The sequence below is a fragment of the Rhodococcus sp. DMU1 genome (assembly GCF_012272955.1).
Classification (GTDB): domain Bacteria; phylum Actinomycetota; class Actinomycetes; order Mycobacteriales; family Mycobacteriaceae; genus Rhodococcus; species Rhodococcus aetherivorans.
Genome location: NZ_CP050952.1, coordinates 3,117,995 through 3,132,620, shown reverse-complemented (window position 1 = coordinate 3,132,620; position 14,626 = coordinate 3,117,995). Strand labels below are relative to the sequence as shown.

The window sequence follows — 14,626 nt, the reverse complement described above, 5'->3', positions numbered from 1 at the left end:
TGCCCTACGGCGGCGTCGGTGCGGGCGCGGTCAGGCGCGGATCTCGCTGCGGTCGCCGCTCCAGAGGGTGTGGAACTTGCCGTCGGCGTCGATGCGCTCGTAGGTGTGGGCGCCGAAGAAGTCGCGCTGGCCCTGGGTGAGGGCCGCGGGCAGACGTTCGGCGCGCAGCCCGTCGTAGTACGACAGCGACGAGGCGAACGCGGGGACGGGGATGCCGAGCATGGTGGCGGTGGCCACGACGCGGCGCCAGCTGTCGATGCCGGCTTCGATGGCCTCGCGGAAGTAGGGGGCGAGGATCAGGCTGGGCAGCTGCGGGTCGGCGTCGTAGGCCTCCTTGATGCGGTTGAGGAACTGGGCGCGGATGATGCAGCCGCCGCGCCAGATGGTGGCCAGGGCGGCGCGGTCGACGTTCCAGCCGTATTCGGCGCTGCCGGCGGCGATCTGGTCGAAGCCCTGGGCGTAGGCGACGATCTTCGACGCGTACAGGGCGCGGCGGATGTCCTCGGTGAACTGTGTGGCGTCGGCGGGCTTGTCGCCGAGGGCGCCGGAGGCCAGGCCGCGGGCCGCCGCGCGCTGGGTGCGGGAGCCGGACAGGGCGCGGGCGAAGACGGCTTCGGCGATGCCGGTGACCGGGACGCCGAGGTCGAGGGCGGACTTGACGGTCCAGCGGCCGGTGCCCTTCTGCTCGGCGGCGTCGACGATGACGTCGACGAGGGGCTTGCCGGTGGTGGCGTCGGTCTGGCGCAGGACGTCGGCGGTGATCTCGATCAGGTAGGACTCGAGGGTGCCGGTGTTCCACTCGGAGAACACGTCGGCGATCGTCGTGGCGTCGTAGCCGAGGGCGTCGCGCAGCAGGTTGTAGGCCTCGCCGATGAGCTGCATGTCGGCGTACTCGATGCCGTTGTGCACCATCTTCACGAAATGGCCGGAGCCGTCGGGGCCGATGTGGGTGCAGCACGGGGTGCCGTCGACGTGGGCGGAGATGGACTCGAGAAGGGGGCCGAGGGCCTCGTAGGACTCCGTGGGGCCACCGGGCATGATCGACGGCCCGTTGAGGGCGCCTTCCTCGCCGCCGGAGATGCCGGCGCCGACGAAGTGCAGGCCGCGTTCGCGCAGTGCGGCTTCGCGGCGGATGGTGTCGGTGTAGAGGGCGTTGCCGCCGTCGATGATGATGTCGCCGGGTTCCATCGCGTTCGCGAGTTCCTCGATGACCGCGTCGGTGGCCTCGCCGGCCTTGACCATGATGAGCACCCGGCGCGGCTTCTGCAGGGCGGCGACGAACTCTTCGATGGTTTCGGTGCGCACGAAGTCGCCGTCGTCGCCGTGGGCTTCGAGCAGGGCGTCGGTCTTGGCGACACTGCGGTTGTGCAGCGCGACGGTGTGGCCGTGGCGGGCGAAGTTACGGGCGATGTTCGATCCCATGACGGCCAGGCCGGTCACGCCGATCTGGGCGCGGGGATTCTCGGTGCGTTCGACGGTCATGGGTACAGCTTCCCCCGAACCCGGACGGGATCGAAATCGGGGGCGTGCTACGGGTGGGGCCGGCGCCGGTTCACCAGGCGCGCAGCAGGCGGCCGAGTTCGGTCAGCCACGGCACGGCGACCGCGATGGTGGGGACGACGAGGATCGCGACGGCGGCGGCGTACGCGATGACGGCGGTGCGCAGGTCCGGTCCGGGTTCGGCGAGGCGTTTGACCCGCAGCAGCGTGGAGGGGCCACCGACGGCGAGGGCGCCCTGGGGGGTGCGGGCGCCGGCGCAGGCCACCAGGGCCCGGGCCAGCGGGGTGGGTCCGGTGACGCGCACGGCGGAGTCGTCGGCGAGCATCTCGACGAGCAGCTGCACCGAGCCGAGCGCCGACTTGGACCGCACCCAGCGGGGGAACGCCTCGTAGACGGCGGTGAACGCCTCGAGCACGAGGTCGTGCCGGGCCCGCAGGTGCGAGTGCTCGTGGCCGAGGACGGCGCGGATCTCGTCGTCGCCGAGGTGGTCGAGGGTGCCTTCGCTGAGCACGACCCGGTGCCGCAGGCCCGGCAGGCAGTAGGCGACGGGTTCGGCGGTGTCGAGGACGCGCACGTAGGACAGCTGGCGTACCGTCGCGCCGCTGTCGCGCCGGTCGAGCAGGTCGACGAGCATGCGGTGCCGGGCCCGGCGGCGGCGGGTTCGGACGCCGACCCGCAGAATCGAATACATCAGCCGTGCACCGATCAGCAGGGTGAGGGCGAAGACCACCACGTAGGTCAGCCACAGGGGCAGGCCCAGCGCGTCGATCTCCTGCAGCGGGGCGGTGGTGGGGCGGCCGTCCTCGCCGGGGACGAGCAGCAGCGACGCGATGGCCAGGCCGGAACTGAACGCGGACAGCACGGCCGCGAGGGCCACCGCCTGCCACAGCACCAGGGCGGCGCGGGGGTTGCGGTACGGCCAGGTGGCACGACTGAGCAGGGCCGGTACCGGTCCTGCCAGCAGCAGCGCAAGGATTCCGAAGACCAGCGCAGTGGTCGCGTTCATGGCACCGAGTGTGCCAGTCAGCTCGCCCGACCGGTACCCGGGTCGGCGACGGCGGGACGGGCGTGCCCTTCCTCCTCGGCCTCGAGGGCGGCGAGGGCCTCGCGCAGCGCGGCGGCCTCGTCGGGATTGACACGCCCGATGAAGTGGACGAGGGCGGCGACCCGGCCGGCGGACTCGTCGGCCTGCTCCAGGGCGTCGACCATGAGGCTGGCGACGAGTTCTTCGCGGCCGTGCACCGGCACGTAGCGGTGGGCGCGGTCGTCGCGCTGCTGGATGACGAGGTTCTTCTTCGCGAGGCGCTGGAGAACGGTCATGACGGTGGTGTACGCGAGGGAGCGCCGGGCGGCGAGGGCCTCGTGGACCTGCCGGACGGTCTGGGGTTCGGTGGAGGACCACAGGTGGTCCATCACTGCGCGTTCGAGTTCTCCGAGTGCTGCCATGACACGAGTTTACCGGGTCTCCGACGTACGTGTCGTACTACCCGAAGTAGTACGTGTTCTCGTGGCTGCCGGGCCACCCGCGGTGCCGACGACGTGGCGGGTGCCGATCGGCACGATCAGCGGCCGGTCCGAGACCGGATCGTCGATCACCGCGGCGTCGAGCGCGAAGACCTCCCGCAGCAACTCCTCGGTGATCACCTCCGCCGGCGCCCCCGACCGCACGATCCGCCCGTCCTTCATCACCACGAGATGGTCGCTGTAGCGGATCGCGAGATTCAGATCGTGCAACACCATCACCACGGTGCGCCCCAGCTCCGAGTGCAGACGGTCGACGAGGTCGAGCACCTCCACCGAGTGCGCCAGATCCAGATAGGTGGTCGGCTCGTCGAGCAGCAGGATGTCGGTGCCCTGCGCTAGCGCCATCGAGATCCACGCCCGCTGCCGCTGCCCGCCCGAGAGCTGATCGACCGGGCGGTCGGCCAGATCCGCGATGCCGGTGCGTTCCAGCGCGACGGCGACCTCGCCCTCGTCGTCGGCGGACCACTGGCGCAGCCACGACTGGTGCGGATGCCGTCCGCGTGCGACGAGGTCGGCGACGGTCAGGCCCTCCGGCGCGACGGGGGCCTGCGGCAGCATCCCCAGCACCCGCGCGACGTCGCGGGTGCGCATCGAGGAGATCGCGTGCCCGTCGAGCAGCACGGTGCCGCGACGCGGGCGCAGCAGCCGGCCCAGGGCCCGCAGCAGGGTGGACTTGCCGCAACCGTTGGGACCGATCACCGTGGTGATCACGCCGGTGGGCACGGTCAGATCCAGGTCGTCGACGACGAGCCGGTCGCCGTAGCCCAGGGCCAGGTGCTCGGCGACGAGCCGCGGCAACGCGGCCGCCGCCGGTTGGGCTGCGGGCGCGCCGATGTCGCGGGAGATGCCGGTCATACGGAGACCTTTCGGTTGGAGCGCACGAGCAGGTACAGCAGGAACGGGCCGCCGAGCGCGGAGGTGACCAGCCCGACGGGCAGGGCCACCGGCAGCACCGTCCGGGCGAGGATGTCGGCCGCGACGACGAGCGCCGCCCCGGTCAGGGCCGAGGCGATCAGCGGCGGGCCGGGGGAGCGGACCAGCCGCAACGCGACCTGAGGGGCGGCCAATGCGACGAACCCGATGGGGCCGGCCGCCGCGGTGGCGATCCCGGCCAGCGCGCACGCGGAGAGCAGCAGCACCGCCCGCTGGGTCTGCAGCCGCACCCCGAGCGAGCGGGCGGTGTCGTCCCCGAGCCGCAGCGCGCCCATCGTGAACGCGCCGGTGACGAGCCAGCCGCCGAGCACGGCGAGCGCGAGCGCCGTGGGCACCACCTGGGACCACCCGGCGCCGTTGAGCGACCCGGTGAGCCACACCTGGGCCTGCGAGACGTCGTTGATGTCGGCCGAGACGAGCATCCAGTTGGTCAGCGCGACGAACAGGGCATTGGCGCCGATGCCGATCAGCACCAGCCGGAAGCCCTCGACGCCGCCGCGCCAGGCCAGCACGTACACCGCCGCCGCGGTGAGCAGGCCCCCCAGCAGCGCCGCGAGCGGCAGGCCGAGCGCGCCGAGCGCCCCGCCGAGCACTCCGGACCCGGTGGCGACGATCAGGGCGACGGCGGCCGCGCTCGCCCCGGCCGTGATGCCCAGAATGTCGGGGCTGGCCAGGGGATTACGCGAGACCGTCTGGGTCAGCGCCCCGGAGACGGCCAGGGCCGCGCCGACGAGCACCGCCGCCAGGCCGCGGGGCAGCCGCAACTCGAGCACGATGAACCGGTCGAGCTGTTCCCCGCCGCCGGCCAGGACGGCGAGCACCTGCGGCACCGACAACGGATAGTCGCCCCGGCCGAGGCCCACGCACAGCAGCAGGAACGTCGCCACCACCAGCGCCAGGCACACGACCACCATGCGCGGGCGCCACACGAGCGAGATCGGGCCGAGCCGCAGGGCCGGGCGGGACGGGACCGTCGGCCGGTCCGGTGCGGGGTGCGTCGTCGCGGGCGCGGTCACAGCGCCACCAGCCGGCGCCGGCGGACCAGGGCGATGAAGAACGGCGCCCCCATCAGCGCGAGCACGATGCCGACCTGCAGTTCGCCGGGCCGCACGACGATCCGGCCGATCACGTCGGCGAGGACGAGCAGCGCGCCGCCGAGCAGGCCCGAATAGGGGACCAGCCAGCGATAGTCGGGTCCGGTGACGGCCCGCGCCACGTGCGGGACCACGAGCCCGATGAACGCGATCGGCCCGCACGCCGCCGTGGCCGCGCCGGTGAGCAGGGTGATGGCGACGATGCCGACGGTGCGGGCCGCGACGACGTTCGTGCCGAGGGAGCGGGCCACGTCCTCGCCGAGTCCGAGGACGTTGAGGCCGGGCGTGTTGGCCACCGCGATGACGAGCCCGGCCGCGAGGGACGGCAGCACCTGCCACAGCACCTCGAGGTCGCGTCCGGCGACGGAGCCGACGATCCAGAACCGGTATCCGTCGAGGGTGGTCTGGTCGAGCAGCACCACCGCATGCGTCATGGCCTGCAGGAAGAAGGCGACGGCGGCGCCGGCCAGGGCCAGGCTCAGCGGCCCGGCGCGGCCACCGCCGAGGGAGGACAGCCCGAAGACCACGACGCTGGCGGCGAGGGACCCGGCGAAGGCGAACCACAGGTACTGGGCGGGGGTGGACATGCCCAGCAGGTAGATCGAGAGCACCACCAGGAACGCGGCGCCCGCGTTGAGGCCGAGCAGGCCCGCGTCGGCCAGCGGATTGCGGGTGTGGCCCTGGATGAGGGCGCCGGCGACGCCGAGTGCGATGCCGACCACGAGTCCGAGGACCGTGCGCGGGATCCGCAGGGTGTGCACGATGACGTCGGTGTCGGAGCCGTCGTCGACGGTCAGCGCGTGGACGACCTCGGCGATGGTCATCGGTCGCGCGCCGACGGCGATCCCGGCGAGCAGCACCACCCCCAGGACGCCGCCGATGGCGAGCAGGCCGAGGAGCCGGCGACGGCGGAGCGCCGCGAGGCTCGTGTCGGCGGCGCGGGGGGTGAAGCCCGCGGCGGCGGCGACGCGGTCGGTGACGACCTCGGTGCCGCGCCGCAGCAGGCTGCGCCGCGTGCCGGCCGGGCCGCCGTCCGCGGCGTCGCGCGTGATCAGGCCGGTCCACTGCTTGCCGAGGCTGCACCCGGTGCTGCCCTCGCGGTGCCCGCGGTTCCACCATTGCAGGCCGACGGTGGCGGCCAGTGCGGTGCCGCCGAAGACGACCCGGTCGGTCTGCCCGCCGCCGTTGGCGTCGGCGAGTGCCTGCACGAGCAGCAGGCCGATGCCGGCGGGAACGGCGAGCAGGGCCAGGTCGAGGGCCTCGGCGACGAGGCGTCGGGCCAGGGAGGGAGGTACAGCGGCGGAGGCCGGTGTGTCCGGGGGGCGGAGGGTGGTCACAGGGGCGGGCTCCTCGGGGGACGCGAACTCGGCCGAACGGAGGTTAGGTTACCGAACCCTATCTTCCGGGTTGCATCCGCCGGCCCGTAATGTAATGGTTAGGCTTACCTAACCACAGCAGCTCGCCGATCAGGAGGTGTGGATGACAACCCTGCTGCCACCCCGATCCACCGCAGCGCAGGTCCGCGCGTTCGTGGACACGGACGCCCGCCTGCGCCTGCTGACGCCGCACGCCCCGCGCGTCTACGCCGTCGCCCGCATCGACGACGAGCCGCGCCGCCGCTGGTGGCGGCTCGCCGACGCCGAGCGGGACCGGCGGATCGCGCTGCTCCACGCCCGCGCGCTCGAGGATGTCGCCGACCCGCGGATCGCCGCCGACCAGGTGGCCGGCGCCCTCGTCCACGTCGTCGCGGGCCGGGTGCTCGCCCCCTACCTGCTCGAGGCGCGCTGCTGGGACCCCGGACTCGACAACCTGTGGATCCACCAGGACAGCGACGGAGGCATCGACTGGGCCGCGGTCGCCGACGACACCCTGCGCGTGTTGCCCGACGATCCCGCGGCCGCCGACGACACGGTCGTCGTGCTGCCGTGCGAGGAGGCGCTCGCGCGGTGGACCGCCCACCGGGCCGGCACCGCGCTGCATGCCGCGCACGCCTCGCTGGCACTGTGCGCCCCCACCGACGCGCTGCGGTTCTGGTCCCTCCTGGGCCGCGCCGTCGTGGCGGGTGCGGCCCAGATTCCCCTGCTGGCCGGCACCTCCCGCTCCGTCGCGGCGCGTCGCGGCCAGCTTCTGCTGGATGCGTTCCTGACGCTGGGCCTGCCGGTCCGAGGGCTTGCCAAATTAGGCAAGCCTTCCCTATAGTCGAGAGTGTTGCGACCGCCGGACCGCGCCGGAGTCCTGAGGGCTGCAGAGACTCCCGGTCCTTCCCGCGGCGGGCCTCGCGTCCACGACGCGAGGCCCGCCGGCTCGTCCCGGCACTGCGTGCCACCGGCGATGTCCTAGCATCCCTTCCAGACCCGGCGACCGCCGCCGGGCCCGCGCCAGGGAGCTGGCACGACCCGGACGGAGTGACACATGACCGATCTGCCCACGCAGGAGCACCTGACCGACCCCGCGGCCGTCACCGAACAGCACAACAACGGCTTCGGCTCCGTCCTCGGCCTCGAGTTCACCGAACTCGGCCCGGACCGGGTCCGCGCGCACTGGACCGTCACCCCGACCCAGCACCAGCCGTTCGGCATCGTCCACGGCGGCGTCTACTGCGCGGTCGTCGAGTCCGTCGCCAGCTTTGCCGGCAGCATCTGGCTCGGCGACCGCGGCAAGGTGGTGGGGGTCAACAACAACACCGACTTCATCCGCGCCACCCGCGAGGGTGTGCTCACCGCCACCGCCACCCCCATCCAGCGCGGGCGCAGCCAGCAGCTGTGGCAGGTCGCCATCACCGACGAACAGGACCGCACCGTCGCCCACGGGCAGGTGCGCCTCGCCAACATCCTCGATCCCGACGCCCTGGGGAGCTGACCACAGCGGTGGGGTCACCGGAACCGGCCTCAGTCCGCGTCTCAGCCCGCGGCGCGGCGGCGGCCGCGTCTCAGCCTGCGGCGCGGCGGCTGCCGCGTTCGGTCTCCTCGGTGTGCCGCTGCAGCCGATCGATCGCGTTGCGGGCGAACACCTGCTGCTCCGTCGAGGCCATCTCGTTGCGGCCCCGGGTCAGGAACGTCGTGGCCCACGACAGCAGGGTCGACAGCTTGTTCGAGAACCCCACCAGGTACAGCAGGTGGATCCCCAGCCAGGCCACCCAGCCGACGAACCCGCTGATCTCGAGCTTGCCGACCTTCGCGACCGCGCTGAACCGGCTGATCGTGGCCATCGAACCCTTGTCGAAGTACTTGAACGGCTTGCGTTCGGCCGGACTGTGACCGGACAGGCCCGCCACGATCTGCCGCGCCGCGTACTTACCGCCCTGCATCGCCACCTGCGCCAGGCCGGGCAGCTTGTCCAACGACATCATGTCGCCGATGACGAACACGTTCGGGTGACCGGGCAGCGACAGGTCCGGATTCACCTGGACCCGGCCCGCCCGGTCGACCTCGGCGCCGGACTGCTCGGCGAGCTGCCGGCCCAGCGGGCTCGCCGACACGCCCGCCGACCACACCTTGCACTGCGATTCGATCCGGCGCTCGGTGCCGTCCTTCTCCCTGATCGTCAGGCCCGTCGCGTCCACGTCGGTGACCATCGCGTTGAGCTGGATCTCCACGCCGAGCTTCTCGAGGGTCTGACGGGCCTTGGCGCTGAGCTTGCCCCCGTACACCGGCAGCACGTCCGGTGCCCCGTCGAGCAACACCACCCGCGCCGACGACGGATCGATGGTGCGGAACGCGCCCCGGAGCGTGTGATGGGACAGCTCCGCGATCTGCCCGGCGAGTTCCACCCCCGTGGGGCCCGCCCCGACCACCACGAACGTGAGCAGCCGCCGCTGCGCGGCCGGATCCTCGGACAGTTCCGCCTGCTCGAACGCCCCGAGGATCCGGCCGCGCAGCTCGAGCGCGTCGTCGATCGTCTTCATGCCGGGCGCGAACTCGGCGAACTGGTCGTTGCCGAAATACGACTGCCCGGCACCGGCGGCGACGATCAGGCTGTCGAACGGCGTCACCGTCTCGTGCTCGAGGAACCGGGACGTGACGGTCTGCTGCGTCAGATCGATTGACTCGACGTCGCCGAGCAGCACCTGCGCGTTCTTCTGCTTGCGCAGCACCAGGCGGGTCGGGGGCGCGATGTCGCCCACCGACAGGATGCCCGTCGCCACCTGGTACAGCAGCGGCTGGAAGAGGTGGTGCGTGGTCCGAGCGACGACGGTGACGTCCACGTCGGCACGTGCGAGGGCCTTGGTGGCGAACAGGCCCCCGAATCCGGATCCGATCACCACGACATGGTGACGACGTGGCTCAACCGACTGGATGCTCATTCCGTGCTCCTCGATGTCTCGGGTCGACCGGGCAACCGGTGGCGGGACGAGCGACGGGGCTCCCGCGCCGCCCCCAGTCTGTCAGCAATACCCGCTCACCACAGGCTTACGCGTCCCGCCACCGGCCGGCCCCGCGCGCCGGGCCTCACTCGCGCCGGTCGAGCAGCCCGTAGACCGGATTGTGCCGCGCGGCGTGCCGGACCGCGTCGTCCGTCGCCGACGTATAGATCTGCACGGTCTGCAGCGACCGGTGTCCGAGCAACTGCTGCAGTTCCACCATCGTCGCGCCGCCGTCGGCCAGACTGGTGGCGAAGGTGTGCCGCAGCGCGTGCGCGAGGGCGCCCCGCTTGCGCTCACCCTCGATGCCCGCCATCCGGTACATCCGCCGCACCCGGTACTGCAGCGTGCCGCGGGTGATGCGCCGGCCGTCGGCGCCGACGAACAACGGATCGGACGGGGGATAGCGCTCCCACACCGCCGGCGTCTCGTCGTCGCCGCGCCGGGACCGCTGGGACGGGGGGAACCGCGTGTAGCGCTCCTCGAGGTACCCGGAGACGATCGCCGTCCAGCTCTCCTCGAGCGGAATCCGCCGTTCCACCGATCCCTTGCCCATCACCCGCAGCACGGGCGCCTCGGTGCCGCCGAGAACGCTGCCGAGATCGAGGCGGATCAGCTCCTCCGAGCGGATGCCGGTCAGCAACAGGGTCGCGATGAGCGCCAGATCGCGCTGAGGCCACTCCCGGCCCGAGGCGGCGGGGCGCTGCGCCTCGACGGTGAGGGTGTCGACGAGTTGACCGATCGCCTTGGGCGTGAACGACTTCGGGGTGTGCTGCGGCCGCTTCGGCTGGGCGATCGACGCCATCGGGTTGCCCTCCGACACCCCCTCGGAGACGAGGAAGTTGCAGAAGCTGTTCCACACCGACCAGGCCCGCCGCACCGACGCCGGTTGCCGCTCCCGCGCGAACGCGGCGAACGCCGAGCGCATCGCCCGGATCGTGATGTCCTGCACGCACAGGTCCTCCGGGGCGACCGAGAGCTTGACGCCGAGTTCCTCGCACACCGCCTGCAGATCCAGTCGGTACGCCTTGACAGTGTGCGCCGACCGCTTCGCCGTCTGCAACGTCTCGAGATACGCGGCGACCCAGTCCAGCAACCCCGGATCCACCCGGCTCGTCATGCCCCTCCTCACGTACCGGTCGTACACCTGTGCGATACCAGTGTGACATCCGGGACCGACGGGAACGGTGTGACAACAGGAAAGGGGAGTGGGACCCGAGGCGGGGCGCGGGTGCCGGACTCCTATCGGGGCACGGACCTGCCGAGCCGGTGCGGTCCCGGCCCCTGCGCGCCCAGCACGTCGCCGGGGTTGGCCAGCGGACACGAGGCCAGGCTCAGGCAGCCGCAACCGATGCAGTCGGTGAAACTGTCCCGCAGGGCGGTGAGCGCCTCGATCCGCTCGGTGAGCCGGTCGTGCCACTGCCGCGACAGCCGGGCCCAGTCCGCGGCGGTGGGCACCCGGCTGTCCGGCAACGAATCGAGCGCCTCCCGGATCTCGTCGAGGGAGACTCCGACGCCCTGGGCGACCCGGATGAACGCCAGGCGACGCAGCGTGTCGCGCCGGTAGGTGCGCCGGTTCCCGGAGGTGCGCCTGCTGTCGATCAGGCCGCGGGCCTCGTAGTAGTGCAGCGCGGACACCGCCACCCCGGAGCGGGCGGACAGCTCGCCCGGGGTCAACCACACGCTCGGCCGCATCGACGTCCCTCCCGTACCCCGGGCCGGCCCGGCGGAACCGACCATACCTGTCGAACCCGAATCTACGTCGACGCGGAAGGGGGGTGCCGTGCGGGGAGAGGGCCGGGCCGGGGGCGGAGAAGGCGTGCCGCGGCCGGGGTCTACCGCGCGGGTTTGCCCCCGGGGCCGCGCACGGCCGCACGGGCGGTCCGTCGCGGGTGCGACCACGCGGGGAGAAGGGCACCGGCCCCGGGGTTGCCGACGCGGTGGCGTTCCGTGCGCGCCCGGGGAGGGCACCGGCTGCGGAACCCGCGACGCATGATGGATAACGGTGATTATCCATCATTATGGTTATCATGGATAGGAGCGTGGTGGGCGAGGGCGGCGCACGGCGGGGGTCAGAGCGAGAGGATCGACGCGGCGGCGGTACCCGGCGCGCCGTAGACCTGGGCGTACCCGACGCGGGGGTTGCCCGGCACCTGGCGGTCGCCGGCCTGTCCGCGCAGCTGCACCACCAGCTCGTGCACCTGCCGGATGCCGGACGCGCCGATCGGCTCGCCGTTCGCGATGAGCCCGCCGTCGGTGTTGACCGGGAGCGAGCCACCGATCTCCGTCGCACCCTCCGCGACGAGCTTCTCCTGGTCGCCGTCGGCGCAGAAGCCGTTCTCGGCCAGGTGGATGACCTCCGCGCCCGCGTCGGTGTCCTGGAGCTGGGCGACGTCGACGTCCTCGGGGCCGATGCCGGCGGCTTCGTAGGCCGCCTCGGCGGCGTACACGGTGGGCGAGACGTCCTCGTCGACGGCCGCCCAGGTGGCGTGGACCTCGTAGGCGCCGTACCGGCGGGTCCGGATCGCCGTCGATCGCAGGTACACGGGCTTGGTGGACGAGTAGCGGGCGGCCAGGTCCCCGCGGCACATGATCACGGCCGCGGCGCCCTCGTCGGGGGCGCAGAACATCTTGGCCGTCAGGGGGTAGTTCAGCATCAGGGAGGAGAGGATCTCGTCCACGCTGAACGTCGTGCGCCGGAACGCCTTCGGGTTGAGCGCACCGTTGCGATAGTTCTTCGCCGCCACCCGGGCCAGGGTCTCGTGCGAGATTCCGTGCTCCTGGATGTACCGGTTGGCCTTCATGCCGAAGAACTTCGTGGTGACGAACTGGCCGTTCTCTGCGTACCAGGACGGCAGCCCCAGCATCGCCGGGTCGGCGGTGAAGGCGCCGCGGGGGTGCTTGTCGGTCCCGACGGCGATCCCGATGTCGTACTTGCCGGAGCGGATCCCGTCCGCCGTCTGTTCGATCGCACTCGCCGACGTGGCGCAGGCGTTGAACACGTTCGTGAAGGGTATGCCGGTCAGACCCACCAGCCGGGTGACGGCGTCGGTGTTGTCCACCTCGTAGCTCCCACCGATGCCGAACTGGATGTCTTTCCATGCGACACCCGCGTCGGCGAGGGCGAGCTGGATCGCGTCGGCGGCCATCTCGATGGCCGACTTGGTACCGAATCTGCCGAACGGGTGAAGGCCCACACCGATGATGGCAACGTCGTTCATAGTTTCAAGGACTCCTCGATCGGGTGTTTGCTGGTCAGATCGGCGCGAACGCCCACGTGACGATGTCCGTCCCGTCCTCGTCGCCGTAGAAGCGGACGAAGGTGAGTTCGAGCTCCATGCCGGGGCGCAGCTTCTCCGGGTCGCTCTCGGTCAGTCGCGCCTCCACGCGCACCACGTCGTCGAGCTGGACGAGACCGAAAGCGAACGGCGTGAAGGACTCGGCGGTCTCGTTGCCGGCGTACGGCTGCTTCGGCACGAAGCCCTGGGTCGTCCAGGCGACGAGCGTGCCGCGACGCGGAAGCAGCAGCTCGGACATGTCCGGGCCGCTGCACCGCGGGCACCGCGACTGCCGGGGCCACGTCGTCGCCCCGCACTCGCCGCAGCGGGTGCCGATCAGTTGCGGGTTCTCCGCGGGCCAGGTTGAAACGTCGGGCGCGAGCGCCTTCGCCATGAGCCGTCCTCCGTTGTCCGATGCCTGTACTTCGGTCCTCACCGGTCAAGGTAGCATGACGATTGCACAAAACGGAAACAATATTCTCGAATATAAGAGTCGGAAGTTCATTGGGTCCTGCCTGCCGTCCCACGCCCGGCCGGGGAGGTCTCCAGTCCATTAGTTGACATAATGTGGATTATCGGCAATACGGGTACCGGCCGTGACCAGCCTTTTCGCCGACGCGGGATCCGGTCGGGTGTCGAGGATGTCGCGGGCCTGCCCGTCGTGACGACGTTCATCTGCTCGGCTTTCGGCGTCGCGGCGCAACGTCGGGCACTTTGTATCGCGGGCTCGCTGCCGAACCGCGCCGCCCAGAGCCCGGACATGCCTGCCGCCGAGCGGCCGGATGCCACCCCGGGATCAGCAATCGACCACGTGCTCCGGCGTGGCGTGCCCTCGCCCCCCTGCGGGCCTCTCGCGAAGGAATTCGTCACAGTGACGATTGCTGGGGTGAATCCCGGTCAGCGTCCCTCAGCGGTCGCCGGGTCGGCAACGCCGCAGCTGGCCGGACAGGTAGCGCTTGGCGCGGCGATGTCCACCCGCGCTGTCGAATTCGAGGTTCAACTCGTTCAGCAGCGTTGCCAGCAGACTCGCCTGAGGGGTCCATCCGTGTCGGTGTCGGCACTGTGCGAGCCAGTCGATCGGGCCCATGTGTCCGCGATCCGCGTTGCACCGCGGGCACGCGGCAGCCTCGTTGGCGGCGATGCTGGGACCGCCTTTGACGCGCGGCACGAGGTGTTCGGTGGTCGGTGGTACCAGGGGCCCGAACCGTCTGCCGCACCACAGGCATCGGCCGCCCTGACGGTCGACAGCGAGCACGAGTCGGGCGGCACGGTCCACTCGTCGATGGTAACCAGCGGCGCTGCCGACACCGCGGGGCTCGAACCGCCTCCCCTCCCCTCGCGCCACACGGAAAAATATCATCGACCCTGATACGTCACTGTGACAAAATTGGACTGGGAGTGGGGGTCGACCGGCGGCGCTCGAAGGGACGATCGACTCTCGCTGCCCTGGTGTCGATCCCGTTAGGCTTTCCGGACATTCGCCGAAGGAGGACTTTCGTGAGCGGCCATGAAGTGAAGATGATCGTGCTGTCGACCGACGATCTCGACGAGTCGATCAAGTTCTACAACGAGACCCTGGGCATGGCGTTGAAGTTCCGCGACGGCGCTCATTTCGCGGCCCTCGACGGTGGCGGGGTCACCCTCGCACTCGCGACCGCAATCGACCATCCGATCCACGGCCAGGTGGTCGTCGGCATCAAGACCGCCGACGTGGACGCCGCCGCGAAGGCCATCGAAGAAGCCGGCGGCGGCATTGTGAAGGGCCCGTACGACGACGCGCACGAGCGCCGCGCCGTGGTGTACGACAACAAGGGCAACGGGTTGGTCTTCTACAGCCCGCTCGGGCGGTGATCGGTCGCTGACCCCACGTCCCAGCCGCGTGCCGACCTGTTCTGGGTCGACGCGCCGGATCGGATATGTGACCGGAGGGGCCGGCG

Annotated in this window: 15 protein-coding genes; 3 read left to right on the top strand and 12 right to left on the bottom strand. The window is 71.4% G+C overall.

Features of this window, described 5'->3' with window-relative positions:
* Positions 1 to 30: 30 nt before the first annotated feature.
* The 6 genes from gndA to HFP48_RS14505 all read right to left on the bottom strand — a co-directional run bounded on the left by gndA (position 31) and on the right by HFP48_RS14505 (position 6,388).
* Positions 31 to 1,482 (bottom strand): NADP-dependent phosphogluconate dehydrogenase, encoded by a 1,452-nt coding sequence (gndA, locus tag HFP48_RS14530; RefSeq protein WP_029543818.1) that lies wholly within the window; start codon positions 1,480 to 1,482, stop codon positions 31 to 33.
* 70 nt (positions 1,483 to 1,552) lie between these two features.
* On the bottom strand, positions 1,553 to 2,506 hold the full coding sequence (locus HFP48_RS14525) for a M56 family metallopeptidase (RefSeq protein WP_168579683.1): 954 nt from the start codon (positions 2,504 to 2,506) through the stop codon (positions 1,553 to 1,555).
* Positions 2,507 to 2,523: 17 nt separating this feature from the next.
* Entirely contained in the window at positions 2,524 to 2,946 is a 423-nt protein-coding gene (locus HFP48_RS14520) for a BlaI/MecI/CopY family transcriptional regulator (protein WP_168579682.1), read from the bottom strand.
* Positions 2,947 to 2,955: 9 nt separating this feature from the next.
* Positions 2,956 to 3,879: an ABC transporter ATP-binding protein gene (locus tag HFP48_RS14515; protein WP_168579681.1), complete on the bottom strand. Its 924-nt coding sequence runs from the start codon at positions 3,877 to 3,879 to the stop codon at positions 2,956 to 2,958.
* Positions 3,876 to 4,871 (bottom strand): iron chelate uptake ABC transporter family permease subunit, encoded by a 996-nt coding sequence (locus HFP48_RS14510; protein ID WP_231386020.1) that lies wholly within the window; start codon positions 4,869 to 4,871, stop codon positions 3,876 to 3,878. The genes HFP48_RS14515 and HFP48_RS14510 overlap by 4 nt, the downstream gene beginning before the upstream one ends.
* A gap of 98 nt (positions 4,872 to 4,969) precedes the next feature.
* Positions 4,970 to 6,388 (bottom strand): iron ABC transporter permease, encoded by a 1,419-nt coding sequence (locus HFP48_RS14505; RefSeq protein WP_168579679.1) that lies wholly within the window; start codon positions 6,386 to 6,388, stop codon positions 4,970 to 4,972.
* 142 nt (positions 6,389 to 6,530) lie between these two features.
* Between HFP48_RS14505 and HFP48_RS14500 the strand changes: the two genes are divergently transcribed.
* Together HFP48_RS14500 and HFP48_RS14495 are read left to right on the top strand one after the other, a co-directional pair.
* Positions 6,531 to 7,250, top strand: coding sequence for a hypothetical protein (locus HFP48_RS14500; protein ID WP_006936805.1), 720 nt, complete (start codon positions 6,531 to 6,533; stop codon positions 7,248 to 7,250).
* Positions 7,251 to 7,463: 213 nt separating this feature from the next.
* Positions 7,464 to 7,910 (top strand): PaaI family thioesterase, encoded by a 447-nt coding sequence (locus HFP48_RS14495; RefSeq protein WP_168579678.1) that lies wholly within the window; start codon positions 7,464 to 7,466, stop codon positions 7,908 to 7,910.
* A gap of 70 nt (positions 7,911 to 7,980) precedes the next feature.
* On the opposite strand, the gene HFP48_RS14490 is transcribed toward HFP48_RS14495, so the two are convergent.
* The 6 genes from HFP48_RS14490 to HFP48_RS32165 all read right to left on the bottom strand — a co-directional run bounded on the left by HFP48_RS14490 (position 7,981) and on the right by HFP48_RS32165 (position 13,965).
* On the bottom strand, positions 7,981 to 9,354 hold the full coding sequence (locus HFP48_RS14490; RefSeq protein ID WP_168579677.1) for an NAD(P)/FAD-dependent oxidoreductase: 1,374 nt from the start codon (positions 9,352 to 9,354) through the stop codon (positions 7,981 to 7,983).
* Positions 9,355 to 9,499: 145 nt separating this feature from the next.
* Positions 9,500 to 10,531 carry a tyrosine-type recombinase/integrase gene (locus HFP48_RS14485; RefSeq protein WP_006936819.1) on the bottom strand — a complete coding sequence of 344 codons (1,032 nt, stop codon included), beginning with the start codon at positions 10,529 to 10,531 and terminating at the stop codon, positions 9,500 to 9,502.
* Between the two features lie 122 nt (positions 10,532 to 10,653).
* A complete protein-coding gene (soxR, locus tag HFP48_RS14480; RefSeq protein ID WP_006936821.1) occupies positions 10,654 to 11,106 on the bottom strand; it encodes a redox-sensitive transcriptional activator SoxR in 453 nt (150 codons plus the stop codon).
* Positions 11,107 to 11,483: 377 nt separating this feature from the next.
* A complete protein-coding gene (locus HFP48_RS14475) occupies positions 11,484 to 12,632 on the bottom strand; it encodes a thiolase family protein (RefSeq protein ID WP_168579676.1) in 1,149 nt (382 codons plus the stop codon).
* Positions 12,633 to 12,666: 34 nt separating this feature from the next.
* Complete coding sequence (locus tag HFP48_RS14470) at positions 12,667 to 13,083, bottom strand: Zn-ribbon domain-containing OB-fold protein (RefSeq protein WP_168579675.1); 417 nt, start codon at positions 13,081 to 13,083, stop codon at positions 12,667 to 12,669.
* 513 nt (positions 13,084 to 13,596) lie between these two features.
* Complete coding sequence (locus HFP48_RS32165) at positions 13,597 to 13,965, bottom strand: HNH endonuclease (RefSeq protein ID WP_029543807.1); 369 nt, start codon at positions 13,963 to 13,965, stop codon at positions 13,597 to 13,599.
* A 221-nt stretch (positions 13,966 to 14,186) separates the two neighbouring features.
* On the opposite strand from HFP48_RS32165, the gene HFP48_RS14460 reads away from it, so the two are divergent.
* Positions 14,187 to 14,540 (top strand): VOC family protein, encoded by a 354-nt coding sequence (locus HFP48_RS14460; RefSeq protein ID WP_029543805.1) that lies wholly within the window; start codon positions 14,187 to 14,189, stop codon positions 14,538 to 14,540.
* Positions 14,541 to 14,626 lie beyond the last annotated feature (86 nt).

Bases quoted from the DNA above. Each gene is read 5' to 3' on its own strand.
- HFP48_RS14475 (WP_168579676.1), bottom strand. From the start codon at position 12,632: ATGAACGACGTTGCCATCATCGGTGTGGGCCTTCACCCGTTCGGCAGA.
- HFP48_RS14525 (WP_168579683.1), bottom strand. From the start codon at position 2,506: ATGAACGCGACCACTGCGCTGGTCTTCGGAATCCTTGCGCTGCTGCTG.
- HFP48_RS14490 (WP_168579677.1), bottom strand. From the start codon at position 9,354: ATGAGCATCCAGTCGGTTGAGCCACGTCGTCACCATGTCGTGGTGATC.
- HFP48_RS14515 (WP_168579681.1), bottom strand. From the start codon at position 3,879: ATGACCGGCATCTCCCGCGACATCGGCGCGCCCGCAGCCCAACCGGCG.
- HFP48_RS14495 (WP_168579678.1), top strand. From the start codon at position 7,464: ATGACCGATCTGCCCACGCAGGAGCACCTGACCGACCCCGCGGCCGTC.
- soxR (WP_006936821.1), bottom strand. From the start codon at position 11,106: ATGCGGCCGAGCGTGTGGTTGACCCCGGGCGAGCTGTCCGCCCGCTCC.
- HFP48_RS14510 (WP_231386020.1), bottom strand. From the start codon at position 4,871: ATGGTGGTCGTGTGCCTGGCGCTGGTGGTGGCGACGTTCCTGCTGCTG.
- HFP48_RS14500 (WP_006936805.1), top strand. From the start codon at position 6,531: ATGACAACCCTGCTGCCACCCCGATCCACCGCAGCGCAGGTCCGCGCG.
- gndA (WP_029543818.1), bottom strand. From the start codon at position 1,482: ATGACCGTCGAACGCACCGAGAATCCCCGCGCCCAGATCGGCGTGACC.
- HFP48_RS14485 (WP_006936819.1), bottom strand. From the start codon at position 10,531: ATGACGAGCCGGGTGGATCCGGGGTTGCTGGACTGGGTCGCCGCGTAT.
- HFP48_RS14470 (WP_168579675.1), bottom strand. From the start codon at position 13,083: ATGGCGAAGGCGCTCGCGCCCGACGTTTCAACCTGGCCCGCGGAGAAC.
- HFP48_RS14520 (WP_168579682.1), bottom strand. From the start codon at position 2,946: ATGGCAGCACTCGGAGAACTCGAACGCGCAGTGATGGACCACCTGTGG.